Raw genomic sequence first — 25,216 nt, forward strand, 5'->3', positions numbered from 1 at the left:
CCACGGTAGGCGCGACCGGGCCGGCCCGTCTTGAACGGATCGGACGGGGGACGAGTGGCCGGTGTGGCCGCGCACCCGGACGCCGAGACGTTACGGTGGGGGACAAGTCCGGCCCCGAGCAACAAAGCTCGCATTCCGGGCGTGCTTCGATGACCGGCGAGGGAAGGAAAGCAGCCGTGACGCATCTGGCCTACCTGGACGCGGGATCCGGCAGTCTCATCGTGCAGGCGGTGGTCGGCGGGGTGGCCGGGGTGGCGGTGGCCGCCAAGCTCTACTGGCGCCGCCTGGTGTCCCGGTTCCGGCGCCAGCCCTCCGACCAGGGTCCGGCGGCGTGACGATCCCCGACACCGGCGTCCGCGTCGAGCCCGGCTCCTTCCGCGACCCCGGCAACCGGGTGTTCCACCGGGGCGATGAGGTGTTGCGCGGGCTCGACGAGCGTTCCGCCCGGGACTGGCGGGCGCTGTCCGTCACCGACTTCTTCCGGCAGGCCACCAGCACCGGGCAGATCGTCGGCACCGAGGAGCTGACCCCGACCCCTGTCGACGCGCCCTGGACCGCGGTGCTGCGGCACGAGCGGATCCCGTTCGTCTCGCACCCCTACGAGTGGTCGTCCGCCATGCTGCGCGACGCGGCGCTGCTGCACCTGGACGTGCTGCGCGCCGCCCTGGAAGCGGGCTTCACCACAAAGGACGGCTCGGCGTACAACGTGCAGTGGCGCGGCGCCCGGCCGGTCTTCATCGACGTCGGCTCGTTCGAGGCGCTGCGCGACGGCGAACCCTGGTCCGGCTACCGGCAGTTCTGCCAGACGCTGCTCTACCCGCTGCTCATCCAGGCCCACCTCGGGCTGGACTTCCAGCCGTTCCTGCGCGCCCGCGTCGACGGCGTCGAACCGGACCAGATGCGCCGGCTGTTCGGCGGCACCCGGCGCTGGCGGGCCGGCGTGCCCACCCACGTGCACCTGCACGGCGCCATGCAGGCCCGCAACTCCGCCGCGAGCACCACCGACGTCCGCGCCCAGTTGCGCGCCGCCGGGTTCTCCCGCGAGCTGGCGCTGGCCACGGTACGCGGGCTGACGAAGCTGGTCCGCCGCCTCGACCACCGGCCCGGCGACAGCCACTGGTCGGACTACCAGCGCACCTGCGCGTACTCGGTGCCGGACCGGCAGGCCAAGGAGGAGTTCGTCGACCGGGCGGTGGCCGCCGTCGGCGGCGGCTCGGCGCTGGACCTGGGCGCCAACGACGGCCGGTACGCCCGCATCGCCGCCCGGCACGCCGCGCACGTCGTCGCCGTCGAGCAGGACCCGGCGGTCGTCGACACGCTCTACCGCGCGCTGCGCGACGAGGGCGAGACACGGATCCTGCCGCTGGTGATGGACCTGGCCGACCCGTCCCCGGGCGGCGGCTGGCGTGGCGTCGAGCGGGCCGCGTTCGCCGACCGGGCCCGCGCGGACACCGTCCTCGCCCTGGCCGTGGTGCACCACCTCGCGATCGGGCGCAACGTGCCGCTGCCCGAGGTGCTCGACCAGCTCACCGCGCTCACCGCCACCGGCGGCAGCCTGGTGGTGGAGTTCGTCCACCCGGACGACCCGATGGCCCGCCGCCTGCTGGCGAACAAGCCCGACGGACTGTTCCCGGACTACCGGCGCGACGCCTTCGAGGCGTTGCTCGCCCGCCGGGGCCGGGTAATCGCCCGCACCGAGCTGCCGTCCGGCACCCGCACGCTCTACCAGGTGGTGGTGGGTGGCTGAGGACACCCTCGCGCCACCCCGGGACCACGCCGCCGTCCCGGTCCGGCGGGAACGCCGGCAGTGGTGGCGGGCCGAGGCGGCGCGGCTGGCCGAGGTGGTGGCGCTGGTCGGGCTGGTGGTCACCCAGCCGTTGCTCGACGTGCTCGGCCGCAGCCCCGACTTCTTCCTGTTCCACCGCGCCTCCCGGGCCGACGTGCTGCTGCTGGTCGCCCTGATCGCGCTCGCGCCGACAGCGCTGTTCGCGCTACTGGGCGCGTTCGCGCTGCTGGGCGCACTCGTACTGCCCGCCGGGCGCCTCATCCGGGCCGCCGTGCACACCGCGTTCGTGGGCCTGCTGCTCGCCGCGCTGGCGGTCCAGGTCGGCCGGCACGTCACGCCGCTTCGAGGCGTACCCCTGCTCGTCGCCGCCGGTGTGGCCGGAGCCGCCGGCGCGGCCGCGCACCGGCGGTGGCGGGCGCCCCGGCGGGTACTGCGGGTCGCCGCCGCCGGACCGCTGGTGTTCGTCGGGTTGTTCCTGTTCGCCTCGCCCGCCTCGGCGGTGGTGCTGCCGCGCGGCGAGGGCGGCGCGGCCGGTGTGGCCGGCGCGGGCGCGCACCCGCCGGTGGTCATGATCGTGCTGGACGAGTTGCCGCTGGTCTCCCTGCTCGGCCCGGACGGCCGCATCGACGCCGAGCGCTACCCGAACGTCGCGGCGCTGGCCGGCGGGTCGACGTGGTACCGCAACGCCACCGGCGTCAGCGGCTGGACGCCCTACGCGCTGCCGGCGATGCTCACCGGGCGCTACCCGGAGCGGGGGGCGGCGCCGCACTACTCGCAGTACCCGGACAACCTGTTCACCGCACTCGGCGGCCTCTACCGCATCAGGGCCGAGGAGAGCATCACCCGGCTCTGCCCGCCGAGCCGCTGCGAACAGGCCACCACCCCGGAACAGGGGCTCGGCGTGCTGGTCCGGGAGAGCGGCAGGCTGCTCGGGCGGATCGCCGCGCCGGTGGACAGCCGGATCGACCCGGAGGACTCCTACCGCGAGCGGACCGCCGCCGAGGCCGGGCTGGACGCCGCCGAGCCGGTTCCGGACGACCCGAAGTTCCGCTGGGACACCCTGGACGACAACCAGCCGGCCCGGTTCACCTCGTTCCTGGCCGGGCTGCGCCCCGACACCCGGCCCACGCTGCACTTCCTGCACCTGCTGATGCCCCACTCGCCGTGGGCGTACCTGCCGTCCGGGGCGCACTACGCGGCCCCGGAGGACCTGCCGAACGACGGCGCCGGCTGGGTCGACCTGGCCCGCGCCCGGCACCTGGCCCAGCTCGGCTACACCGACCGGCTGATCGGCGAGACGCTGCGGACACTGCGCGCCACCGGCCTCTACGACAAGGCGCTGGTGGTGGTCACCGCCGACCACGGCGTCAGCTTCCGCCGCGACTGGCAGGGCCGGGGGATGGACGCCATCGACCACGCCGCGAACGAGGTGGCCTGGGTGCCGATGTTCGTCAAGGAACCCGGCCAGCGCGCCGGACGGGTGGACGACCGCAACTGGGAGCACGTCGACCTGCTGCCCACGATCGCCGACGAGACGCACATGCGGGTGCCCTGGCGGATGGACGGCCGGTCGGCGAAGGCCGCACCGCGCGAGCGGGCCGACAAGCGCTTCTACGACCGCCCCGGCCAGCCGGTCACCGTCACCGGCGGCGTGCCCGCCCCGCTCCCGCCGCTCCCGGTCGACCCGCTCGTCGGCACCCGCGTCGGTGACGTGCCGGTCGGCGGGACCGCCACGGTGGCGAACCGGGACGCGTTCGACGCGGTCGACCCGGCCGGCGGCGGGCTGCCCGCGCTGGTCTGGGGCACCGTGCCGGACGGCGTACCCGACGGCACCCGGCTCGCCGTGGCGGTCAACGGCACCATCGGCGCGGTGGTGCCCGTGGTGCCGCCGGACGCCGGTGGGCGGCGGTTCGCCGCGCTGCTCGCCGACGACCGGCTGTTCGCCGCCGGCGCCAACCGGCTCGACCTCTACCGGGTCGGCGACGACGGGACGCTGCGGCGGCTCACGCTGTCGTGACGGACCTCCCGGACGTGCCCATGGCCGCGCTCCCATCCGGTTTCCGGACCGGCTGGCCGGGAAACAGGTGACGCACACCTCACCCTCAAACCATGACGAGCGGTGTTCTCCGCGCCGTGATTACGGTAGAAGCGAAGGCAATTCAACGAAGATCTTGCCGGCGAAGCGAGGAACAGATGACGGAAGTCAAGCTCGACCACCCCGGTGGGCAGCTGTCGATGCCGGTGCAGTCCGCGGTTGAGGGCCCCGCCGGGATCGGGGTGAGCAAGCTGCTCAAGGAAACCGGGATGACCACGTACGACCCCGGTTTCGTGAACACCGCGTCCTGCTCGTCCGCCATCACCTACATCGACGGTGATGCCGGCATCCTGCGGTACCGGGGTTACCCGATCGACCAGCTGGCCGAGAAGTCCTCCTTCCTGGAGGTCTCCTACCTGCTGATCTACGGTGAGCTGCCGACCCAGGCGCAGCTCACCGAGTTCAGCGAGCGGATCCGGCGGCACTCGCTGCTGCACGAGGAGATGCGCCGCTTCTTCGACGGCTTCCCCCGCGAAGCGCACCCGATGGCCGTGCTCTCCTCGGCCGTCAGCGCCATCTCGACCTTCTACCAGGACAGCCTGGACCCGTTCGACTCCGAGCACGTGGAGATGTCCACGGTGCGGCTGATGGCGAAGGTTCCCACCATCGCCTCGTACGCGTACAAGAAGTCGATCGGGCAGCCGCTGCTGTACCCGGACAACTCGCTGGGCTACGTCGAGAACTTCCTGCGGATGACGTTCGGCGTACCGGCCGAGCCGTACGAGGTCGACCCGGTCGTCGCCCGGGTGCTGGACATGCTGTTCATCCTGCACGCCGACCACGAGCAGAACTGCTCCACCTCGACCGTGCGGCTGGTCGGCTCCAGCAACGCCAACCTGTTCGCCTCGGTCTCGGCCGGCGTGAACGCGCTGTTCGGCCCGCTGCACGGCGGCGCCAACCAGGCCGTGCTGGAGATGCTCCAGAAGATCCAGGCCGACGGCGGCGACGTCCGCTCCTTCGTGCAGAAGGTGAAGGACAAGCAGGACGGCGTGAAGCTGATGGGCTTCGGGCACCGGGTCTACAAGAACTACGACCCGCGCGCCGCCATCGTGAAGAAGGCCGCCCAGGACGTGCTCGGCCGGATGGCCAAGCCGGACCCGCTGCTGGACCTCGCGGTGCAGCTCGAGGAGATCGCGCTCGCCGACGACTTCTTCGTGTCCCGGCGGCTCTACCCGAACGTGGACTTCTACACCGGCCTGATCTACAAGGCCATGGGCTTCCCGACGAAGATGTTCACTGTGCTGTTCGCGCTCGGCCGGCTGCCCGGCTGGATCGCGCAGTGGCGCGAGATGATCAACGACCCGGAGACCAAGATCGGTCGGCCGCGGCAGATCTACACCGGCGCCACCGAGCGGGACTACGTCCCCGCCGCCCAGCGCTGAGCGTGCAAGGAAGGGCCCCCTGTTAACGCCTCCGGTAGAGGAGGGGCCCCCTTTTAACACGCGGACGACGAAGGCCGCCGACCCTGCTCGGGTAGGCGGCCTTCGTCGTGCTCACGGGGTGCGGGGGCGTTAATAAGGGGCCCTTCCTCTACCGGAGGCGTTAATAGAGGGCCCTTCCTTACCGCAAGCCGGCGGCGGTGAGGAGGTTGCCGTCGGGGACGTGCGGGGTCGCGTGGCCGTGTGCCATGCGGTGCTGGGCGCGGGCGGCCGTGAACGCCGGGTCGCCGGCGATGGCGGCGGCGTACGCGGCGGCCGTGCGGGACGCGATCGCCGCCCAGCCGTACTGCTCGTGCACCATGGTGCGGGCCCGCCGGGCGAGCGCACGCGCCCGGTCCCGGTCGGACAGCAGCGCGTGCACCGCCTCGGCGAGGCCGTCCGGGTCGTGCGGGGCGAACGTCATCCCGGTGACGCCCGGCTCCACGATCTCGGCCAGCCCACCGGTACGGGCCACGGCGAGCGGTGCGCCCGCGGCGGCCCCCTCCAGCGCCACCATGCCGAACGGCTCGTAGATGCTCGGCACCGCGAAGCAGTCCGAGGCGGCCATCACGGCGGGCAGGTCGGTACCGCCGAGGAACCCGGGCATGCTCACGGTGGCGCCCAGCCCGAGGCGGTGCACCTCGGCCTCCAGGTCCGCCTTGTACGGCCCGTCGCCGACGATCACCGCGCGCAGCCCGGGGTGCCGGTCGCGCAGCCGGGGCAGCCCGGCCAGCAGGTGCTGCACGCCCTTCTCGTACACCAGCCGCCCGGCGAACGTGACCAGCGGGCCGTCGGCGGCGAACCGGGCCCGGGCGGCGGCGACCGCCGACGCGGGCACCCGCCAGCGGTGCGGCTCGACGCCGTTGGGGACCACGTCGACGCGGGCGGCGTCCACGCCGAACAGCGCGCCCACCTCGTCGCGCATGTAACCGGAGCAGACGATCACGCGCCCGGACTCGCCGGCGAGCCAGTGCTCGACGCCGTGGATGGTGCGGTTCATCTCCTCCGGTAGCCAGCCCTGGTGCCGGCCGGCCTCGGTGGCGTGGATGGTGCTGACCAGCGGCACGTCCAGGTGTTCGCGCAGCGTCATCGCGGTGTGCGCGACGAGCCAGTCGTGGGCGTGGATGACGTCGTAGGTGCCGGAGGCGGCGGCGCGTAGCGCGGCCCGGGTCAGGGTGTGGTTGAACGCCATCGTCCAGGCGAGCAGGGAGCCGGTGGCGAGGGGGAAGGTCACCGGGTCCTCGGCGGCGCGGACGATGCGCACGCCGTCGGCGTACTCCTCCAGGGGAGCGCCCTCGGCGTGGCGGGTGACGACTGTGACCTCGTGCCCGGCGGCGGCCAGGGCGACGGACAGCGCGTGCACGTGGCGGCCGAGCCCGCCGACGAGCACCGGCGGGTACTCCCACGACAGCATCAGGATGCGCCGGGTCCGGGGCGCGGACCCGGCCGGCGACGGGGGCGCCGGGCGGGAGGTGAGGGTGGGCCGGTGGAGCCGGTCCGTCGCGGTGGCGGGCTGAGCGCCGACCCGCAGAGTGGTCACGGGGATCTCCGTCCATGCATGGTGAGGCACGCCGGCTTCGGTGGCGGCGACGAGCGGTGGTGAGGGGTGGCCGAACGGCCGGGCGGGCCCGCGCGCGCGTGGGCCCGGATCCAGGAAAGTCCATCCGCCGCCGGTCCGCATCTCGAAAAGGGCGATCGTGACGGATGACACCCGAACGTCTATCCGTTCGCACGAGGGCGGATTCGGTTACGGTCCGAACGGGTGGATTGACGGCGGGTACGACTGGGCATCACCGGCGTGCGCATCGGCGGTTCCCCCTGTCCGGTGCGCTCACGATCATGGGCCGAAGGAGCGACATGCAGGTCTGGCCGGGCGAGAGCTACCCCCTCGGCGCCACGTACGACGGGATGGGCACCAACTTCGCGATCTTCTCCGAGGTGGCGGAGAAGATCGAACTGTGCCTGTTCGACGAGTGGGACATCGGCACCGAGCGCCGGGTGGAGTTGCGCGAGGTCGACGCGTACGTGTGGCACGCCTACATCCCCGGCGTCGAGCCCGGCCAGCGCTACGGCTACCGGGTGCACGGGCCGTGGAACCCGGCCGAGGGGCTGCGCTGCAATCCGCACAAGCTGCTGCTCGACCCGTACGCGAAGGCTGTCGACGGGGAGGTCACCTGGGATCCGTCGGTCTACGACTACGAGGTCGGCGGCGACCCGGACCTGATGAACACCGCTGATTCGGCGCCGTTCATGCCGAAGTCGGTGGTGGTGAACCCGTACTTCGACTGGGGCAACGACCGGCCGCCGCGCACCCCGTACCACCACTCGGTGATCTACGAGGCGCACGTACGCGGCCTGACCATGCGCCACCCGGGCATCCCGGAGGAACTGCGCGGCACGTACGCGGCGATCGCCTCACCGGTGATGATCGAGCACTTCAAGCGGCTCGGCGTGACGGCGGTGGAGCTGATGCCGGTGCACGAGTTCGTGCACGACCACCGCCTGGCCGACCTGGGGCTGCGCAACTACTGGGGCTACAACACCATCGGGTTCTTCGCCCCGCACCACGGCTACTCCGCGCTGGGCCGCCTCGGCCAGCAGGTGCAGGAGTTCCGGGGCATGGTCAAGGCGCTGCACGCCGCCGGCATCGAGGTCATCCTCGACGTGGTCTACAACCACACCGCCGAGGGCAACCACCTCGGGCCGTCGCTGAGCTTCAAGGGCATCGACACGCCCAGCTACTACCGGCTCTCCGAGTCCGACCGGCGCTACTTCGTCGACTACACCGGCACCGGCAACAGCCTCAACGTCCGCAGCCCGCACTCGCTGCAACTGATCATGGATTCGTTGCGCTACTGGGTGACCGAGATGCACGTCGACGGCTTCCGGTTCGACCTCGCGGCCACGCTGGCCCGCGAGTTCTACGAGGTGGACCGGCTGTCCACGTTCTTCGAGGTGGTGCAGCAGGACCCGGTGGTCGGCCGGGTGAAGCTCATCGCCGAGCCGTGGGACGTGGGCCCCGGCGGCTACCAGGTCGGCAACTTCCCGCCGCAGTGGACCGAGTGGAACGGCAAGTACCGCGACACCGTCCGCGACTTCTGGCGCGGCGAGCCGGCCACGCTCGCCGAGTTCGCCTCCCGCATCTCCGGTTCGGCCGACCTCTACCAGGACGACGGACGCCGCCCGTTCCACAGCATCAACTTCGTCACCTGCCACGACGGGTTCACGCTCACCGACCTGGTCTCGTACAACGACAAGCACAACGAGGCGAACGGCGAGGACAACCGGGACGGGGAGAGCCACAACCGGTCCTGGAACTGCGGCGTCGAGGGGGAGATCGACGACCCCGGTGTACGCGCGCTGCGCGCCCGGCAGCGGCGCAACTTCCTGGCCACGCTGATCCTGTCCCAGGGCGTGCCGATGCTCGGCCACGGCGACGAGCTGGGCCGCACCCAGCGCGGCAACAACAACGCCTACTGCCAGGACAGCGAGATCGCCTGGGTCGACTGGGACCGGGCCGACGACGAGCTGCTGGACTTCGTCCGCCGGCTCACCGACTTCCGCAACCGGCACCAGGTGTTCCGCCGCCGCCGGTTCTTCACCGGCCTGCCGGTGGGCGGCCGGGCCGCCGGGTCCGGACTGCCCGACCTGGCCTGGTACACCCCGGACGGCCGGGAGATGACCGGCGAGGACTGGGGCAACGACTTCGGCCGCTCGGTGGCCCTGTTCGTCAACGGCGACGGCATCGGCGAACGCGGCCAGTACGGCCAGCGGCACCGGGACAGCTCGTTCCTGCTGCTGTTCAACGCGCACGACGCGCCGCTGGACTTCACGCTGCCCGGCGAGGAGTTCGGCACCCGGTGGGAGCTGGTGATCAGCACCGCGGAACCCGATCCGGAGAAGACGACGCTCGTCGAGGCGGGCGGCACGGTCTGCGTGCCGGACCGCTCGCTGCTGGTCCTGGAGAGGACGGCCTGACCGATGCCCGACACCCCCCGCTCGACGTACCGGGTCCAGGTGCGTCCCGGCTTCGACCTGGACGCCACGGCCGAGCTGGCGGGCTACCTCGCCGCGCTCGGCGTCACCCACCTCTACACCGCGCCCCTGCTCACCGCCACCCCCGGCTCCACGCACGGCTACGACGTGGTCGACCACCGCGCGGTCAACCCGCAGCTCGGCGGCGAGGCCGCCCGGGCGCGGCTGGTCCGGGCGCTGCGCGCGGCCGGGCTGGGCCTGGTCGTGGACATCGTGCCCAACCACGCCGGGGTGGCCCGGCCCGAGGCCAACCCGGCCTGGTGGGACGTGCTGCGGTCCGGACGCGACTCGGCGTACGCGCGCTGGTTCGACATCGACTGGGACCGGGGGCGGCTGCTGCTGCCGGTGCTCGCCGACAGCGCCGACGCGCTCGACGACCTGAAGCTCGTCGACGGGGAGCTGCGCTACCACGAGCACCGCTTCCCGGTCGCCGACGGCACCGGCGACGGCACGCCCCGGCAGGTGCACGACCGGCAGCACTACGAGCTGGTGAACTGGCGGCGCGGCGACGCCGAGCTGACGTACCGCCGGTTCTTCGCCGTGTCCGACCTGGCCGGCCTGCGGGTGGAGGACACGGAGGTCTTCGACGCCACCCACGCGGAGATCCTGCGCTGGGCCGGCGCCGGTGAGGTCGACGGCATCCGCGTCGACCACCCGGACGGGCTGCGCGACCCGGCCGGCTACCTGGCCCGGTTGCGCGCCGCCGCGCCGGCGAGCTGGCTGGTGGTGGAGAAGATCCTGGAGTACGGCGAGGACCTGCCGGACTGGCCGGTCGACGGCACCACCGGGTACGACGCGCTGGCCGCCGTGTCCGGGCTGTTCGTCGACCCGGACGCCGAACCGGAGTTCACCACGCTCGACGGCCGGCTGACCGGGCGGCACACCTCCTGGCCGGACCTGACGCACGCCACCAAGCTGGAGGCCGCCACCCGGCTGCTCGCCGCCGAGCTGACCCGGCTGGCCGCGCTCGTGCCGGAGCTGCCCGGCGAGCAGGTTCGCGCGGCCCTGGCCGAGCTGGCCGCCTGCTTCCCGGTCTACCGCGGCTACCCGCCCTCCGGTGCCCGGCACCTGGCCGCCGCCCGCAGCGAAGCGGGCCGCCGCCGTCCCGACCTGACCGGCGTCCTCGATCAGGTCACCGCCCGGCTGCGCGACCCCGGCCACGAGCTGGCCGCCCGGTTCCCGCAGTTCACCGGCGCGGTGATGGCCAAGGGCGTGGAGGACACCGCGTACTACAGGTGGAGCCGGTTCGTCGCCCTCAACGAGGTCGGCGGCAGCCCGGCCCACTTCGGCGTGCCGCCGGCCGAGCTGCACCGGTTCGCCGCCGCCCGGCAAGTGCGGTGGCCGGCGAGCATGACCGCGCTGTCCACCCACGACACCAAGCGCGGCGAGGACGTCCGCGCCCGGCTCGCGGTGCTGTCCGAGCTGCCCGGCCGCTGGGCCGAGCGGGTCGCCGACTGGATGTCCCGGGCGCCGCTGGCCGACCCCGCGCTGGCCCACCTGCTCTGGCAGACCGCCGTCGGGGCGTGGCCGCTCGAACGGGAACGACTGCACGGGTACGCCGAGAAGGCCGCCCGGGAGGCGTCGGTCACCACGAGCTGGGCCGACCCGGACCCGGCCTTCGAGCACGAGCTGCACGCCCTGGTCGACCGGATGTACGACGACCCGGAACTGCACGCCCAGATCACCGCGTTCGCCGCCGAGATCACGCCACCCGGCTGGTCGAACGCGCTCGGGCAGAAGCTGGTGCAGCTCGCCATGCCCGGTGTGCCCGACGTCTACCAGGGCACCGAGCTGTGGGAGAACTCGCTCGTCGACCCGGACAACAGGCGGCCTGTCGACTTCGCCGTACGCCGGGACATGCTGGCCCGGCTCGACGCCGGCTGGCGGCCCGCGGTGGCCGGCGACGGCGCGGCGAAGCTGCTCGTGGTGTCCCGGACGCTGCGGTTGCGCCGCGACCGCCCGGACCTGTTCGGCGGCTACCGGCCGGTGCCGGCGCGCGGCCCGGCCGCCGCGCACACGGTGGCCTTCGACAGGGGCGGCGCGGTCGCGGTGGCGACCCGGCTGCCGCTGCGGCTGGCCCGCTCCGGCGGCTGGCGGGACACGACGGTGTCACTTCCCGTTCACGAGTGCACCGACTTGTTCACCGGTCGGGTCTACAGTGGTTCTGAGCTGCTCCTGGATGATCTGCTGAGCACCTATCCCGTCGCCCTCCTCGCACCCACCGACTCTGTGGAGGCCGCCGCATGACCGAGTTCACGGTGTGGGCGCCCGAGGCCGCGCGGGTTCGGCTGCGCCTGCCCGGCGTCGCCGACCACGCGATGCGTCAGGGGCCGGACGGCTGGTGGCGGGTCGAGGTGCCCGACGCCGGGCCGGGCACCGACTACGCGTTCCTGCTCGACGACGACGACCAGGCGCTGCCCGACCCCCGCTCGGCCTGGCAGCCGGCCGGGGTGCACGGGCCCAGCCGGCGCTACGACCACGCCGCGTTCGCCTGGACCGACGCCGCCTGGACCGGCCGGCAACTACCCGGCAGCGTGCTGTACGAGCTGCACATCGGCACGTTCACCCACCAGGGGACGTTCGACGGGGCGATCGCGAAGCTCGACCACCTGGTCGACCTCGGCGTCGACATGGTCGAGCTGCTGCCGGTCAACGCGTTCAACGGCGAGTACAACTGGGGCTACGACGGCGTGTGCTGGTATGCCCCGCACGAGCCGTACGGCGGCCCGGACGGGCTGAAACGGTTCGTCGACGCCGCCCACGCCAAGGGCCTGGGGGTGATCCTCGACGTCGTCTACAACCATTTCGGGCCCTCCGGGGCCTACGCGCCGCGGTTCGCGCCGTACCTCACCGAGCAGAGCAACACCTGGGGCCGCACCGTCAACCTGGACGGCCCGCACTCCGACGGGGTACGCCGCTACATCGCCGACAGCGTGCTGGGCTGGCTGCGCGACTACCACGTCGACGGGCTGCGGCTGGACGCCGTGCACGCCATGCCGGACGGCCGCGCCGTGCACTGGCTGGAGGAGGTCGCCGCCGAGGTGGAGGCGCTGTCGACGCACCTGGGCCGGCCGCTGTCGCTGATCGCCGAGAGCGACCTCAACGACCCGCGCCTGATCACGCCCCGCGAGGCGGGCGGCTACGGCCTGCACGCCCAGTGGAACGACGACGCCCACCACGCGCTGCACACGCTGCTCACCGGCGAACGGCAGGGCTACTACGGCGACTTCGGCTCCCTGGAGTGCCTCACCGACGTGCTGACCGGCGGGTTCTTCCACGCCGGCACCTGGTCCAGCTTCCGGGGCCGCAGCCACGGCCGCCCGGTCGACAGGCAGCGCACGCCCGGCCACCGCTTCGTGGCGTACCTGCAGAACCACGACCAGATCGGCAACCGGGCCACCGGCGACCGGATCTCCGCCACGCTGTCACCAGGCCTGCTGCGCGTCGGCGCCACGCTGCTGATGACCGCGCCGTTCACGCCGATGCTGTTCATGGGGGAGGAGTGGGCGGCCTCCACGCCGTGGCAGTTCTTCACCAGCCACCCCGAGCCGGAACTCGCGACGGCGGTCGCCACCGGCCGCAGACGGGAGTTCGCCGACCACGGCTGGGCCACCGACGACGTGCCCGACCCGCAGGATCCGCAGACGTTCCTGCGGTCCCGGCTGGACTGGGCCGAGCTGGACAAGCCGGAGCACCGCGAGACGTACGACCTCTACCGGCGGCTGATCGCGCTGCGGCGCTCCCGGGCCGACCTGTCCGATCCCCGGCTGGACCGGGTCGACGTCCGCCACGGCGACCGGTTCCTGGTGATGCGGCGCGGCGAGACGCTCGTGGTGGCGAACCTCGCCGGCCGGGCGCAGCGGATCAACCTGCCGGGGGTGGTACGCCGCGTGCTGCTCACCACGTCCGAGGGCGTCACGGTGATGCGCGACGGCGTCGAGCTGCCGCCGGAGAGCGCGGCGATCGTGGCGCTCTGACCGCGCGCGCCCTGCGGCCGTCGGCGTCGATCTTGGACTTGTGGCGCCTCGAAGGTCGCGCATGTCCGGGTTCGTGCACCACCACAACTCCAAGATCGGCGGGGCGGGAGCGGTGAGTTCGCCGAGGGGGCGCGGTCCGACCTCTGACGGCCCGACTCTGGAGGTTCCATGTCCGACACACTCACCCGCCGCGAGCTGTGGGCGCTCGCGCACGCCGAGCGCGCCGCCCTGGCCGACGATCTCGCCGGCCTCGACGCGGCGCAGTGGGCCCGGCCCTCGTTGTGCGACCGGTGGACGGTGCAGGAGACGCTCGCGCACATGACGGCGGCGGCGAGCATCGGCCGTGTCCGCTGGCTCGCCAGCGTGCTCGGCGCCCGGTTCGACTTCGACCTGCACAACGACCGCCGGCTGGCCGAGTGCCGCGGCGCCGGCCCGGGGGAGACGCTGGACCGGTTCCGCCGGATCATCGGCAGCACCACGTCGACGTTCGGGCCGACCGAGGCGTGGCTCGGTGAGGTGGTCGTGCACGCCCAGGACATCCGGCGTCCGCTCGGCCTGACACGGACGCCGTCGGTCGAGGCCGTCACGCCGGTCGCCCGGTTCTACGCCGGGCGGGACTTCACGGTGGCCGGCCGCAGCGCGATCGAGGGCTTGCGGGTGGAGGCGACCGACGGGCCGTTCAGCGCCGGCGCCGGGCCGCTGGTCAGCGGCACCACGCTCGCGCTGATGATGGCGATGGCCGGGCGGGCCGCCTACTGCGACGACCTCACCGGCCCCGGCGTGCCGGCGCTGCGGGAACGCTGCGCGCCCGCCTGACGACGCCCGGCGGCGACGAAACGGAAAGTGCCGTCGTGCCGGACGCCTGCGGGCCGCGGTGCGGGTCACGACCTCGGCAGCGTCAGGATCTCCGCGCCGTCGTCGGTGATGGCGATGGTGTGCTCGCTGTGCGCGGTACGGCAGCCGGTCGCACTGCGCAGCGTCCACCCGTCGGCGTCGGTGACCAGCGTGGCGGTGTCCGCCATGATCCACGGCTCCAGCGCCAGCAGCAGCCCGGGGCGCAGCGTGTAGCCGCGGCCGGGCCGCCCGGTGTTCGACACGTGCGGGTCCTGGTGCATCGTCGACCCGACGCCGTGGCCGCCGAACTCGGTGTTGACCGTGTAACCGGCTTCGGCGAGGACCGAGCCGATGGCGTACGAGAGGTCGCCGACGCGGGCGCCGGGACGGGCCGCGGCGATCCCGGCCTGCAACGCCCGTTCGGTGGCGTCGATGAGCGCGACGCTCTCCGCGGGACGGGTGTCGCCGACGACGAAGCTGATCGCGGAGTCGGCCACCACGCCGCCCAGCGAGACGGCGAGGTCGAGGCTCAGCAGGTCGCCGTCGGCGAGCGTGTAGTCGTGCGGCAGCCCGTGCAGCACGGCGTCGTTGACCGAGGTGCAGATGTAGTGGCCGAACGGGCCGCGCCCGAACGACGGCTCGTAGTCGACGTAGCAGGACTGCGCCCCCGCCTCGGCGATCATGCGCTGGGCCTGCCTGTCGATGTCGAGCAGGTTCGTGCCGACGGTGGTGCTGCCGCGCAACGTCTGCAGGATGTGGGCGACCAGGGCGCCGGTGTCCCGCGCCCGCCGGACGTCGGTGGGGCTCAGGATCTCGATCATGCAGGCGCCTTCCTCACAGAACCAATAAGTATCCCGGCCATGTTATCCCGGTATTAGAATCCTGGCATGGTCCGGTTGCCCCTCACCCCCGCCGAGGTCGAGCGCGGGCAGCGCCTCGGTGCGCTCCTGCGCCGAGCCCGGGGTGAGCGCTCGATGCTGCTCACCGCGCTCGACGCCGGTGTCTCCCCGGAGACGCTCCGGAAGATCGAGTCCGGCCGGGTCGCCACGCCGGCGTTCCCCACCATCGCGGCCATCGCCGACGTCCTCGGCCTCTCCCTCGACGAGGTGTGGGCCGAGATCAACCGCTCCGACGCCGCAGTGCGTCTCGCGCCGTCGGAGCGGCGCCTGGCCTCGTAGCGCCGCCCTGTCGATGAGGAGAGCATACCGAGTATGTACGCTCCTCGCATGCCACCCTCGCGTCGCGCCGTCGCGCTTGTCGTTCCCGTCGCCGGTTTCCTGCTCGGCGTCCTGGACTTCGTCTGGATCAAGTGGGTGCCGTTCCCCTTCGCCGAGCTCGGCAACTCCACCGCAACCTGGGCGGTGGCCGCGTTCGCGCTGGGCTGGTGGATCCGGTCGGGCGCGGTGCGCGCCGCCGTGGCCGCCAGCGTCCTGCTGATCGTCGCGGTGCCCAGCTACTACCTGGCGGCGACGATGCTCCAGGGCGACGACCTCGCCGTGATCTGGTCGCCCACCTCGATCGTCTGGATGGCGTTCGGCATCGTGGCGGGCGTGGTGTTCGGCGTCGCCGGCATCTGGGCGCGGACGGAGGGATGGCGGCACGTCGTGGGGACCGCCCTGCCGGTGGCCGTGTTCGTCGAGGAGGCGCTGCGGTTCGCGCTGAAGTCCGGGTCGTACCCCGGCGCGTGGTGGAACGTGGCGATCGACCTCGCGCTCGCCGCGCTGCTGGTGGTGCTGATCGGCCGGTCCGCCCGGGTGCGGCTGCTGGCCGCCGCGGTGGCGCTGCCGCTGGCCGTGGCGGGCGCGGTCACGTTCGCCGCCGTCGCGGGCTGACCTGTCCCGTCGGCCGGCGGGCCATCGCGGGCCGAGGACACGGGCCGACCAGGGCAGCGGGCCACCGCGCCGGCCGAGGCGGCGAGCCACCGCGCCGGCCGAGGCGGCGAGCGGCCGGCCCGACCGGGGTCGGCGACAATGACCCGAGTAAGGCGTGGTCCGGACGACGGGGGAGGAAACGGATGATCCGACGGCAGGTGCTCGCGGCGGCGATGCTCACGGCGACGGCTCTGGTGGCCGGCTGCACCACGGACCGGCCCGAAGCCGCGCCGCCCACCAGCGCCCCGGCCGCATCCACCGCCCCGGCCACGCCGAACACCACACCGAACCCCACGCCGAGCGCCGAGCCGGTGCCCGCGCCGGCCGAGCTGGCGGCGCTGGAACGGCGCTTCGGCGCCCGGATCGGCGTCTTCGCCCTCGACACCGGCACCGGCCGCACCCTCGCGCACCGGGCCGACGAGCGGTTCGCGTACGCCTCCACGTGCAAGGCGCTCGCGGCGGGCGCGATGCTGGCCGCCACCTCCGGCGCCGACCGGGACCGGGTGGTCCGCTACCGGCGCGCGGACCTGGTGGCGCACTCCCCGGTGACCGAACGGCACGTGGAGACCGGGATGACGCTGCGGGACGCGGCCGAGGCGGCGGTGCGGTACAGCGACAACACCGCCGGCAACCTGCTGTTCGACGCGCTCGGCGGCCCGGCGGGCTTCGCGCGGGCGCTCCGGGAGGTGGGCGACTCGGTCACCCGGCCCGCCCGTACCGAGCCGGAACTCAACGCGGCCACACCCGGCGACCAGCGCGACACCAGCACGCCCCGCGCGCTGGCCGGCTCGCTGCGGGCGTACGCGCTGGGGGAGACCCTGCCGCCCGCGGACCGCGACCTGCTGCTGGGCTGGATGCGGGCCAGCACCACCGGCAGCGGGCTGGTCCGGGCCGGCGTGCCGGCCGGCTGGCAGGTGGCGGACAAGTCCGGCACCGGCGGGTACGGCACCCGCAACGACATCGCGGTGGTCTGGCCGCCGGACCGGGCGCCGATCGTGCTGGCGGTCATGTCCAGTCGCGACAGCCGCGACGCGAAGCCCGACGACGCGCTGGTCGCCCAGGCCGCGCGGGCGACGGTGACCGCGTTGCGCTGACGGGCGGCCCGGCTCAGGGAATCGGCCACTCGTGCACGGGCCGGTTGCTGTGCATCAGGTCGACGTAGTGGCGGACCACCTCGCGCAGCGCCGCCGGCCGGTCCATGTGGTCGGCCGACTCCAGCCGGTGCAGCGTCTCCACCTGCCAGGTCGCGCCGTTGCGGCCGGTCAGGCAGCGCTGCTCGACGATGCCGAGCAGCCGGTCCCGCTCGGCCGGGTCCAGGCCCCACCGGTCCAGCCCGTGGTGGGCCATCGGCAGCAGGCGGCGCAGCACCAGCTCGGTCACCGGCAGGTAGCCGAGCCCGGGCCAGTACACCTGGGCGTCGATGCCGTGCCGGGCGCAGGCGTTGAAGTTCTCCTCGGCGGCGCTGAACGACATCTGCGACCACAGCGGACGGTCCGACTCGGCGAGCGCCCGGACCAGGCCGAAATAGAACGCACCGTTCGCGACCGTGTCCAGCACCGTCGGCCCGGCCGGCAGCACCCGGTTCTCCACCCGCAGGTGCGGCCGGCCCTTGAGCACGTCGTAGACCGGCCGGTTCCACCGGTAGATGGTGCCGTTGTGCAGCCGCAGCTCGGCCAGCTTCGGCACGCCGCCGCTGTGCAGCGTGGCCGCCGGGTCCTCCGGGTCGCACACCGGCAGCAGCGCCGGGAAGTAGCGGACGTTCTCCTCGAACAGGTCGAACACCGAGGTGATCCAGCGCTCGCCGAACCACACCCGCGGGCGTACGCCCTGGGCCTTGATCTCCTCCGCGCGGGTGTCGGTGGCCTGCTGGAACAGCGGCACCCGGGTCTCGCGCCACAGCTCCCGGCCGAAGAACAGCGGGGAGTTCGCGCCGAGCGCCACCTGGATGCCGGCGACCGCCTGGGCCGCGTTCCAGTAGTCGGCGAACTGCGCCGGGCTGACCTGGAGGTGGAACTGGGTGCTGGTGCACGCCGCCTCGGGGGTGATCGTGTCGGCGGTGGTGGCCAGCCGCTCCACCCCGCTGATCGCGATCGGCAGGTCCTCGCCGCGGGCGGCGAAGATCTGCTCGTTGAGCAGCGCGTACCGGGGATTCGCCGACAGCGTCTCGGCGGTCAGGTGCTCCGGGCGCAGCGTCGGCAGGATGCCGACCATCACCATGTGCGCGCCGACCGTCCGGGCCTTCTCCTCGGCGGCGTTCAGGCTGGCCCGGACGTGCTCCTCGAACGCGGCCGTGCCGGTGCCGGCGAGCCGCCGCGGCTCGACGTTGATCTCCACGTTGAACTGGCCCAGCTCGGTCTGGAACGCCGGGTCGGCGATCGCCTCCAGCACGTCGGCGTTGCGCATGGCCGGGTCGAAGCCGTCGTCGACCAGGTTCAGCTCGATCTCCAGGCCGGTCATCGGCCGCTCCACGTCGAACCGGGACTCCCGCAGCATCTCGGCGAACACGTCCAGGCACCGCCGGACCTTCTCGCGATAGCGGGCCCGGTCCTCCCGGCTGAAGGTACGCACGCCGACGTCCTCGCCCATGGTCACCACCCTGTCACCGTTGGTTCTCCCCAACCTCGCACGGAGTGGCGGGTCAGGAAAGGCCCGGAGGCCCTTTTCTGTACCCCGTGACGGCCCCGGTGATCCCCGTCGCCGGGCAGCGGGTTCCGTCCGGGCGGCCCGGCCCGGGCGGCTAGCATGGCCGCCGACGGCGAAGGGCAGTGGCGGAATGCGCGACGGGTGGATCCGGGCGTTCGTGGTGGCGGCGTTCGCCGAGGGTTGCTCGTGGGCGGCGCTGCTGGCCGGCATGGCGGTCAAGTACGGCCCGCCCGGCAACGAGATCGGCGTGAAGATCTTCGGCCCGATCCACGGCGCGCTGTTCATGGTCTACGGCCTGCTGGCGCTCGTGGTGGCCCGGCGGCGCCGCTGGACGCTCGTGCAGACCGGACTGGCCCTGGCCAGCGCGGTGCCCCCGTTCGCCACGGTGCTGTTCGAGCGCTGGGCGAACCGCCGGGGCCTGCTCGACGCGCCGGCTGTCCCGCAGCGGCCGCTCACCCCCGCCGGCCGCTGACCGCGGCGACGTCCTCCGCGAGGAAGCCGGCCAGCACGTCGGTCAGCTCCCGCGGCGCCTCCTCGGCCATGTGGTGCCCGGACGGGATCGACGCGGTCCGCACGTCGTCGGCCCAGTCGCGCCAGATCGCGGCCGGGTCACCGTAGAGGTCGACCATGTCGTCGCGCTCCGACCAGGCGAACAGCACCGGGCAGCCGATCCGGCGCCCGGCGGCCCGGTCGGCGTCGTCCGCCGCCCGGTCCGGCCCGAGCCCGGCCCGGTAGTCCTCGCACATGGCGTGCACAGTCGCCGGGTCACCGATGGCCCACCGGTAGTCGGCGTACGCCTGCTCGCCCATCTCCTCCGGTGACCCGCCGTACCAGGCGTCCGGGTCGGCGTTGATGACCCGCTCGGCCGGCTTGGCGAGCTGACCCAGGAAGAACCAGTGCCACCAGCGGGCGGCGAACCGGGCGTCGCAGCGGGCCAGCGCCTCACCGATCGGCACCCCGTCCAGCACGCCGAGGCGGCTCACCCGGTCCGGATGGTCCAGGGCGGTCCGCATGGCCACGTACGCGCCGCGGTCGTGGCCGATCACCGCGGCCCGGCGGTGGCCGAGCGCGTCGAGCAGCCCGACCACGTCGGCGGCCATCGCCCGCTTCGAGTAGACGGTGTGCTCCGGGTCGCTCGGCGGCTTCGACGAGCCGCCGTAACCGCGCAGGTCCGGGCAGATCACCGTGTGCCGCGCGGCCAGCCGCGGCGCCACCCGGTGCCACGTCGCATGGGTACGCGGGTGCCCGTGCAGCAGCACCACCGGTGGCCCGGAGCCGCCGTGGCGTACGGCGCCGACGTCGATCTCGGTGAGCGTGAAACCGGGGAACATGGCCGCAGCGGTGCCCGCCGCCGGTGCCGGGGAAACCTAGGTCAGGGCCGAGCAGGCGGCCACGCCGAACAGCAGCACGGCGCCCAGCGTCGCCTGCAACAGCAGCGCCGGCCCCAGGTGCGACCAGAGCGTGGCGGTACGCGGGGTGAGCAGCTGCCCGGTGGTCAGGTTGACGATCCGCTCGATCCGCGGCGGCAGATCCTCGTCGCGCTGCGCCCGAAGCGTGAGCTGGACGTGGTCGCCGGGGTGCAGCGCGCTCTGCGGCAGGTGGCCGTGCAGTTCGACCTCGACCAGCCGGCCGGTGGCGTCGCGGACCCGGACCGGGGTGACCAGGAACTCCGGCCCCTTCTTCAGCTCCTTGAAGCTGCGCCGGGCCCCGCCGCCGCCACTGCTGAGCAACGCGCGCACCACCTTCAGCAGCAGCCCCACCACCCCGGCGGCGGTGAGCACCGCGACCAGCGCGGGCTGCCCGACCCGGACCTCCCGGGCGTAACCCTCCATCAACCGGACGAGACGCCCGGTGACGACGCGTTCCGTCGGGTGGACGACGCGTCGGGTGTGCAACTCCGTATCCATGTTCACCACCGAGAGTTTCGTTCCGTGCACAGATGGTATCGGCCCTTCGGGTTGAACGACGTGAATGAACGGTGGTCACGCCCGGGCGGCCGGCAGGTGAACTCCGCCGGGGCGCGGGTATGCGTGCGGCCGAGCCGGAAAGGGGTCGAGCATGCAGCTGTCCTTCCTGCGCCCGCTCTACGACCGTCCCGGGCCGTGGTGCTCGGTGTACATGGACGCCTCCCGCGACACCCAGGACGCGCGAGCGCAGGTCGACCTGCGCTGGCGGGCCCTCAAGGGCGACCTGCTGGGGCAGGGCGCCGACCCGGTCACCGTCGAGGCGGTGGAGGAGGTCGTCCGCCGGCACCAGCCGATGCCCGGCGACTACGGCATCGCCGTGTTCGCCAGCCGGGGGCGCGTGGTGCACACCGAGTACCTGTCCGCGCCGCCGCTGCGCGACCTGGCGAGCTGGTCGGCGCTGCCGCACACCATGCCGCTCGTGGCCCAGCGGGGCGAGCAGGTGGCCTGGGTGCGGGTACTGGCCGACCGGACCGGCGCGGACGCGATGGCGGTCAGCGCCGGCGGCGTGCCCCGGCGGGCCCAGGTGCAGGGCGGGCAGAGCCGCCAGCTGCGCCGGGTGCAGCCGGGCGGCTGGTCGCAGTCCCGCTACCAGCGCGCCGCGATGGAGGCGTGGCACCAGAACGCCGGTGACGCCGCCGCGGCCACCGCCGACCTGGCCGAGCGCGTCGGCGCGGACGTCGTCGTGGTGGCCGGGGACGTCCGGGCCACCGGCATGATCGCCGCCCAGCTCCCCGCCCGCTGGCAGGACGTGCTGGTGCGCACCGACGCGGGCGCCCGCGACGTGGGCGCCGACGACACGCTGATGGACGACATCACGGTGCAGACCGTCGCCGAGGTCGCCGACCGGCGGATCGCCGCCGCGCTGGACCGCTTCGGCGTCCAGGAGGACGTCGGCGCCGGGCTCGACGCCGTGGTCTCCGCGCTGCAACGCAACCAGGTCGACACCATGCTCATCGTGGACGACCCGTCGGCCGACGGCGAGCTGTGGGTGGGCCCCGAGCCGACCGAGATCGCCACCGACCCGGGGCAGCTGGCCGGCATGTCGGTGGCCGACCCCCAGCGGGTACGGGCCGACGCGGCGCTGCTGCGCGCGCTGATCGGCACCGACGCGGACCTGACGGTGCTCGCGCCGGAGGAGGCGCCGGAGCTGACCGACGGGGTCGGCGCGGTGCTGCGCTACGTCGACGCGAGCACGCCGGGGCGGGGTAATGGCTGAGCGCATCGTCGCCGACCTGGTGGTCGAACGCCTGCGGGCCTGGCGGGTGCCGCGGGTGTTCGGCTGTCCGGGCGCGGCGATCGCCCCGCTGGTGGGCGCGCTCGACGACGCGGGCGGGGATCCGGTCTTCGTCCCCGCCCGGCACGAGGAGACCGCCTCGTACATGGCCACCGGGCACGCGAAGTTCACCGGCGGCGTCGGGGTGTGCCTGGCGACCCAGGGCCCGAGCGCGGTGCACCTGCTCAACGGGCTCTACGACGCCAAGCTCGACAGCAAGCCGGTGGTCGCGATCATCGGCGAGGACGTCACCGGCCCGCTCGGCGGCGCGCACGAGGAGATCGGGTTGAGCCGGCTCTTCGGCGACGTGTGCAACCAGTTCGTCCGCTACGGCCGCAGCCCGGAGCAGGTGCCCGCGCTGATGGACCAGGCGTTCCGTACCGCCGCGGCGACCCGCAGCCCGACCTGCGTGGTGCTGCCGCGCGCGTTGCAGGTCACCGCCGTACCGGACCTGCTGCCGCAGACCGCCGGGGTGGTCACCGCGACGCCCGGCGAGCCGCTGGCCCGGGTGCTGCCGCACGACGCCGACCTGGACGCCGCCGCGTCGCTGCTCGGCAACGGGCGGCGGGTGGCGATGCTCGTCGGCCAGGGCGCGCACGGTGCGGCCGAGGAGATCGTCGCGCTCGCCGACCGGCTCGGCGCGGGCGTCGCCACGTCGCTGCTGGGCAAGCCGGTGCTCGACGAGCGGCTGCCGTTCCACACCGGCGTGCTCGGCGAGGTCGGCACCACCGCCGCCGCGCAGCTCATGGGCTCCTGCGACACGCTGCTGATGATCGGCACCAATGATCCGTGGACCGACTGGTTCCCGATGCCGGGCCAGGTACGCACCATCCAGATCGACATCGACGGCCGGCGCATCGGCACCCGCTACCCGGTGGACGTGCCGCTGGTCGGCGACGCCGCCGAGACGCTGCGGGCGTTGCTGACCCGGGTGCCGGAGAACCCCCACCGCGAGTGGCGCGGCATGGTGGAGAAGATGGTGGACCGGTGGCGTGAGGCCGCCGCCGAGCGCGCCGCCACGCCCGCCGATCCGGTCGACCCGCGGCTCGTGCTGCGTGAGCTGTCCACCCGGCTGCCCCGGCACGCCGGCGTCGCCGTCGACGTCGGCTCGGTCGTCTACTGGTACGCCCGGCACCTGGAGCTGCCGCCGGGGGTGCAGGCCCGGTTGTGCGGCACGCTCGGCTCGATGGGCTGTGCCCTGCCGTACGCGGTCGCGGCCAAGCTGGCCCGCCCGGACGAGCCGGTGCTCGCGCTGCTCGGCGACGGCGCGATGCAGCTCAACGGCCTGGCCGAGCTGATCACCGTGGCGCACCACTGGACGCGGTGGCGCGATCCGCGGCTGATCGTGCTGGTGCTGAACAACAGGGACCAGTCCGGCGTCGGCGGCGGCCGGTCACCGGGGGAGCGGGGGCCCGAGGTGCCGTACGCCGGGTGGGCCCGCCTGCTCGGGCTGCACGGCGTCCGGGTGGACCGGCCGGACCTGGTCGGACCCGCCTGGGACGAGGTGCTGGCGGCCGACCGGCCCGCCGTCCTGGAGGCGGTGGTGGACCCGGCTGTGCCGCTGGACGCGCCCGAACCGGCGCTGGCCGACCTGCGCGGCCTGGTGGCCGACGGGGACGCGGCCCGCCGGGTGCGGGAGCGGGTGATCCAGACCGAGGCCATCGCGGCCGACGAAGTCGTTTAGCGGCATCGGGGCGGGGCACTGCGACCGGGCGCAACCGTCCCGGGAGGTCACCATGTCCGTCGCCGCCGACAGCCGTTACGGCCCCGCTCCGCTGCCCGCGGCACGCGGGCCGGTCTCCGCCGCGCTGCTGGCCGCGCTGCGCGGCGCTCCGCGTGAGCTGCCGGGCGGGCTGGGCGCCGGTTTCGGCGCGGTGGCCGCGGCGCTGACCGACGAGGACCTCCAGCTCACCCTGTTCCTCTGCTACGAGTTGCACTACCGGGGCTGGTCCGGCGTGGACGAGGCGTGGGAGTGGGAGCCGTCGCTGCTGGCGCTGCGCGCCCGTGCCGAGCGGCCGTTCGAGGCGGCGCTGCGCGAGCTGGCCGGCCCGCCGCCGGCGGTGCTGCCGACCGGCGTGCCGGGTGCGCTCGCCGACCTGGTGGCCGCCGACGACGGACCGCCGCTGGCCGCCACGCTGCAACGCCGGGCCGACCTGAACCAGTTCCGCGAGTTCGTGACGCACCGCTCGATCTACCACCTGCGGGAGGCCGACCCGCACAGCTGGGCGCTGCCCCGGCTCGGCGGGCCGGCGAAGGCCGCGCTCGTGGAGATCCAGACCGATGAGTACGGCAACGGCCGGCTGGACCTGATGCACGCCGAGCTGTTCCGCACCACGATGGACCGGCTCGGCCTGGACACCGGCTACGCCGCCCACCTGGAGCGGGTGCCCGCGGTGACGCTGGCGACGAACAACCTGATGTCGCTGTTCGGCCTGCACCGCCGGCTGCGCGGGGCGCTACTCGGGCACCTGGCCGCGTACGAGATGACCTCGTCGCTGCCGAACCGCCGCTACGGCAACGGACTGCGCCGGCTCGGCTTCGATCCGGTCGCCACGCGCTTCTACGACGAGCACGTCGAGGCCGACGCCGTGCACGAGCAGATCGCCGCGTACGACATGTGCGGCGGGCTGGTCCGGGCCGAGCCGGCGCTCGCGTCCGACGTGCTGTTCGGCGCCGCCGCCGCGCTGGCGCTGGACGCCCTTCTCGCCGCGCACCTGCTCACCGCCTGGTCGGCGGGCGAGTCGTCCCTGCGCCCACGAGCCGAGAACCTGGCCGCAGCCTGACCCGGCCCTCATGATGCCCGGGTTCGTGACGTTTGCCGGGCACCAAAGTGCAAGATCGCGGGGGAAGGGGCGGGGGTCCGGGGTCAGGCCGGGCGGTCGCTGCCGGCCCGGAAGCCGGCCACCTTGTGCGTGCCGTCGCAGAACGGCTTGATCGCGCTCTTGCCGCACCGGCACAGCGCCACCGTGCCCCGGCGCGTCTCGATCGGCGTGCCCTCGGGCGTGACCAGCGCGAAGTCGCCGCGCACCAGCAGTGGTCCGTCCCGGTACGGGGTGATGGTCGCCGCCGGGGTGCTCTCGTCGTCGGGCATGCGCCGTGCAGTGCCCGTCCCGCTCCGGCCCAAACCCGCCCGCGACGGCGGGCACGCGGCGCGACGGCGTACCTGGGTGTCGCGGGCGGTGCCGGTACTGGGCGGGCCTTGGTCCTGCCCCGTGGGGAGATGCCCCGTTTAGACCCCAGAGGGACGGGAAGCCGGGCCGCGTGGTGAGCGAACGAGTCGAACGGGCCGGCGGCGCGGGCCTGCCCGCGGAGCGGGT

At 73.7% G+C, this 25,216-nt stretch carries 21 protein-coding genes; 15 read left to right on the forward strand and 6 right to left on the reverse strand.

Going from position 1 to position 25,216, the window contains the following annotated elements; all coding sequences use genetic code 11:
- Window positions 1–176 precede the first annotated feature (176 nt).
- The 4 genes from ACPCK6_RS18295 to ACPCK6_RS18310 all read left to right on the forward strand — a co-directional run bounded on the left by ACPCK6_RS18295 (window position 177) and on the right by ACPCK6_RS18310 (window position 5,263).
- Complete coding sequence (locus ACPCK6_RS18295) at window positions 177–335, forward strand: hypothetical protein (RefSeq protein WP_013286005.1); 159 nt, start codon at window positions 177–179, stop codon at window positions 333–335.
- Complete coding sequence (locus tag ACPCK6_RS18300) at window positions 332–1,747, forward strand: methyltransferase domain-containing protein (protein ID WP_423481695.1); 1,416 nt, start codon at window positions 332–334, stop codon at window positions 1,745–1,747. The genes ACPCK6_RS18295 and ACPCK6_RS18300 overlap by 4 nt, the downstream gene beginning before the upstream one ends.
- Window positions 1,740–3,803 (forward strand): sulfatase-like hydrolase/transferase, encoded by a 2,064-nt coding sequence (locus ACPCK6_RS18305; RefSeq protein WP_423481696.1) that lies wholly within the window; start codon window positions 1,740–1,742, stop codon window positions 3,801–3,803. Before ACPCK6_RS18300 ends, ACPCK6_RS18305 begins: the two co-directional genes overlap by 8 nt.
- 176 nt (window positions 3,804–3,979) lie before the next feature.
- Window positions 3,980–5,263 (forward strand): citrate synthase, encoded by a 1,284-nt coding sequence (locus ACPCK6_RS18310; protein WP_318333871.1) that lies wholly within the window; start codon window positions 3,980–3,982, stop codon window positions 5,261–5,263.
- Window positions 5,264–5,441: 178 nt separating this feature from the next.
- On the opposite strand, the gene ACPCK6_RS18315 is transcribed toward ACPCK6_RS18310, so the two are convergent.
- Window positions 5,442–6,839 (reverse strand): glycosyltransferase family 4 protein, encoded by a 1,398-nt coding sequence (locus ACPCK6_RS18315; protein WP_396883183.1) that lies wholly within the window; start codon window positions 6,837–6,839, stop codon window positions 5,442–5,444.
- A gap of 317 nt (window positions 6,840–7,156) precedes the next feature.
- Between ACPCK6_RS18315 and glgX the strand changes: the two genes are divergently transcribed.
- The 4 genes from glgX to ACPCK6_RS18335 all read left to right on the forward strand — a co-directional run bounded on the left by glgX (window position 7,157) and on the right by ACPCK6_RS18335 (window position 14,127).
- Window positions 7,157–9,277 (forward strand): glycogen debranching protein GlgX, encoded by a 2,121-nt coding sequence (gene glgX, locus ACPCK6_RS18320; protein WP_423481697.1) that lies wholly within the window; start codon window positions 7,157–7,159, stop codon window positions 9,275–9,277.
- Between the two features lie 3 nt (window positions 9,278–9,280).
- Window positions 9,281–11,581 (forward strand): malto-oligosyltrehalose synthase, encoded by a 2,301-nt coding sequence (gene treY / locus ACPCK6_RS18325; protein ID WP_423481698.1) that lies wholly within the window; start codon window positions 9,281–9,283, stop codon window positions 11,579–11,581.
- Window positions 11,578–13,311, forward strand: coding sequence for a malto-oligosyltrehalose trehalohydrolase (gene treZ, locus ACPCK6_RS18330; protein WP_423481699.1), 1,734 nt, complete (start codon window positions 11,578–11,580; stop codon window positions 13,309–13,311). Before treY ends, treZ begins: the two co-directional genes overlap by 4 nt.
- A 168-nt stretch (window positions 13,312–13,479) precedes the next feature.
- Window positions 13,480–14,127 carry a maleylpyruvate isomerase family mycothiol-dependent enzyme gene (locus ACPCK6_RS18335; protein WP_423481700.1) on the forward strand — a complete coding sequence of 216 codons (648 nt, stop codon included), beginning with the start codon at window positions 13,480–13,482 and terminating at the stop codon, window positions 14,125–14,127.
- Window positions 14,128–14,192: 65 nt separating this feature from the next.
- Here the strand turns inward: ACPCK6_RS18335 and map are convergent, their stop codons facing one another.
- Complete coding sequence (gene map, locus ACPCK6_RS18340; RefSeq protein WP_423481701.1) at window positions 14,193–14,966, reverse strand: type I methionyl aminopeptidase; 774 nt, start codon at window positions 14,964–14,966, stop codon at window positions 14,193–14,195.
- Window positions 14,967–15,032: 66 nt separating this feature from the next.
- On the opposite strand from map, the gene ACPCK6_RS18345 reads away from it, so the two are divergent.
- The 3 genes from ACPCK6_RS18345 (at window position 15,033) to bla (ending at window position 17,110) form a co-directional block, all read left to right on the forward strand.
- Complete coding sequence (locus tag ACPCK6_RS18345; protein WP_013477014.1) at window positions 15,033–15,323, forward strand: helix-turn-helix domain-containing protein; 291 nt, start codon at window positions 15,033–15,035, stop codon at window positions 15,321–15,323.
- Window positions 15,324–15,371: 48 nt separating this feature from the next.
- On the forward strand, window positions 15,372–15,977 hold the full coding sequence (locus ACPCK6_RS18350) for a DUF6518 family protein (protein WP_423481702.1): 606 nt from the start codon (window positions 15,372–15,374) through the stop codon (window positions 15,975–15,977).
- A 182-nt stretch (window positions 15,978–16,159) separates the two neighbouring features.
- Window positions 16,160–17,110: a class A beta-lactamase gene (bla, locus tag ACPCK6_RS18355; protein ID WP_396883193.1), complete on the forward strand. Its 951-nt coding sequence runs from the start codon at window positions 16,160–16,162 to the stop codon at window positions 17,108–17,110.
- A gap of 13 nt (window positions 17,111–17,123) precedes the next feature.
- On the opposite strand, the gene ACPCK6_RS18360 is transcribed toward bla, so the two are convergent.
- Window positions 17,124–18,602 (reverse strand): glutamate-cysteine ligase family protein, encoded by a 1,479-nt coding sequence (locus ACPCK6_RS18360; protein ID WP_262015548.1) that lies wholly within the window; start codon window positions 18,600–18,602, stop codon window positions 17,124–17,126.
- Between the two features lie 187 nt (window positions 18,603–18,789).
- On the opposite strand from ACPCK6_RS18360, the gene ACPCK6_RS18365 reads away from it, so the two are divergent.
- On the forward strand, window positions 18,790–19,131 hold the full coding sequence (locus ACPCK6_RS18365; protein ID WP_423481703.1) for a DUF3817 domain-containing protein: 342 nt from the start codon (window positions 18,790–18,792) through the stop codon (window positions 19,129–19,131).
- Here the strand turns inward: ACPCK6_RS18365 and ACPCK6_RS18370 are convergent.
- On the reverse strand, window positions 19,112–19,990 hold the full coding sequence (locus ACPCK6_RS18370; protein WP_423481704.1) for an alpha/beta fold hydrolase: 879 nt from the start codon (window positions 19,988–19,990) through the stop codon (window positions 19,112–19,114). The genes ACPCK6_RS18365 and ACPCK6_RS18370 overlap by 20 nt on opposite strands.
- A 36-nt stretch (window positions 19,991–20,026) precedes the next feature.
- Window positions 20,027–20,575: a hypothetical protein gene (locus tag ACPCK6_RS18375; RefSeq protein ID WP_396883195.1), complete on the reverse strand. Its 549-nt coding sequence runs from the start codon at window positions 20,573–20,575 to the stop codon at window positions 20,027–20,029.
- 142 nt (window positions 20,576–20,717) lie between these two features.
- Between ACPCK6_RS18375 and ACPCK6_RS18380 the strand changes: the two genes are divergently transcribed.
- The 3 genes from ACPCK6_RS18380 to ACPCK6_RS18390 are packed head-to-tail and all read left to right on the forward strand — an operon-like array spanning window position 20,718 to window position 24,682.
- Window positions 20,718–21,842, forward strand: a complete 1,125-nt coding sequence (locus ACPCK6_RS18380; RefSeq protein WP_396883197.1) for a baeRF2 domain-containing protein — start codon at window positions 20,718–20,720, stop codon at window positions 21,840–21,842.
- The gene (locus ACPCK6_RS18385; RefSeq protein ID WP_396883198.1) at window positions 21,835–23,583 is read left to right on the forward strand and encodes a thiamine pyrophosphate-binding protein; all 1,749 of its coding nucleotides are present in this window, start codon (window positions 21,835–21,837) and stop codon (window positions 23,581–23,583) included. The genes ACPCK6_RS18380 and ACPCK6_RS18385 overlap by 8 nt, the downstream gene beginning before the upstream one ends.
- A 52-nt stretch (window positions 23,584–23,635) precedes the next feature.
- Window positions 23,636–24,682, forward strand: coding sequence for an iron-containing redox enzyme family protein (locus tag ACPCK6_RS18390; protein ID WP_423481705.1), 1,047 nt, complete (start codon window positions 23,636–23,638; stop codon window positions 24,680–24,682).
- Window positions 24,683–24,765: 83 nt separating this feature from the next.
- Here the strand turns inward: ACPCK6_RS18390 and ACPCK6_RS18395 are convergent, their stop codons facing one another.
- A complete protein-coding gene (locus ACPCK6_RS18395) occupies window positions 24,766–24,990 on the reverse strand; it encodes a CDGSH iron-sulfur domain-containing protein (protein ID WP_396883202.1) in 225 nt (74 codons plus the stop codon).
- Between the last annotated feature and the right edge of the window lie 226 nt (window positions 24,991–25,216).

This window comes from Micromonospora sp. AB353 (assembly GCF_049538395.1).
Classification (GTDB): Bacteria; Actinomycetota; Actinomycetes; order Mycobacteriales; family Micromonosporaceae; genus Micromonospora; species Micromonospora aurantiaca.

Bases quoted from the DNA above. Each gene is read 5' to 3' on its own strand.
- treZ (WP_423481699.1), top strand. From the start codon at position 11,578: ATGACCGAGTTCACGGTGTGGGCGCCCGAGGCCGCGCGGGTTCGGCTG.
- ACPCK6_RS18395 (WP_396883202.1), bottom strand. From the start codon at position 24,990: ATGCCCGACGACGAGAGCACCCCGGCGGCGACCATCACCCCGTACCGG.
- ACPCK6_RS18335 (WP_423481700.1), top strand. From the start codon at position 13,480: ATGTCCGACACACTCACCCGCCGCGAGCTGTGGGCGCTCGCGCACGCC.
- glgX (WP_423481697.1), top strand. From the start codon at position 7,157: ATGCAGGTCTGGCCGGGCGAGAGCTACCCCCTCGGCGCCACGTACGAC.
- ACPCK6_RS18350 (WP_423481702.1), top strand. From the start codon at position 15,372: ATGCCACCCTCGCGTCGCGCCGTCGCGCTTGTCGTTCCCGTCGCCGGT.
- ACPCK6_RS18385 (WP_396883198.1), top strand. From the start codon at position 21,835: ATGGCTGAGCGCATCGTCGCCGACCTGGTGGTCGAACGCCTGCGGGCC.
- ACPCK6_RS18360 (WP_262015548.1), bottom strand. From the start codon at position 18,602: ATGGGCGAGGACGTCGGCGTGCGTACCTTCAGCCGGGAGGACCGGGCC.
- bla (WP_396883193.1), top strand. From the start codon at position 16,160: ATGATCCGACGGCAGGTGCTCGCGGCGGCGATGCTCACGGCGACGGCT.
- ACPCK6_RS18345 (WP_013477014.1), top strand. From the start codon at position 15,033: ATGGTCCGGTTGCCCCTCACCCCCGCCGAGGTCGAGCGCGGGCAGCGC.
- treY (WP_423481698.1), top strand. From the start codon at position 9,281: ATGCCCGACACCCCCCGCTCGACGTACCGGGTCCAGGTGCGTCCCGGC.
- ACPCK6_RS18380 (WP_396883197.1), top strand. From the start codon at position 20,718: ATGCAGCTGTCCTTCCTGCGCCCGCTCTACGACCGTCCCGGGCCGTGG.
- ACPCK6_RS18310 (WP_318333871.1), top strand. From the start codon at position 3,980: ATGACGGAAGTCAAGCTCGACCACCCCGGTGGGCAGCTGTCGATGCCG.
- ACPCK6_RS18370 (WP_423481704.1), bottom strand. From the start codon at position 19,990: ATGTTCCCCGGTTTCACGCTCACCGAGATCGACGTCGGCGCCGTACGC.
- map (WP_423481701.1), bottom strand. From the start codon at position 14,966: ATGATCGAGATCCTGAGCCCCACCGACGTCCGGCGGGCGCGGGACACC.
- ACPCK6_RS18390 (WP_423481705.1), top strand. From the start codon at position 23,636: ATGTCCGTCGCCGCCGACAGCCGTTACGGCCCCGCTCCGCTGCCCGCG.
- ACPCK6_RS18365 (WP_423481703.1), top strand. From the start codon at position 18,790: ATGCGCGACGGGTGGATCCGGGCGTTCGTGGTGGCGGCGTTCGCCGAG.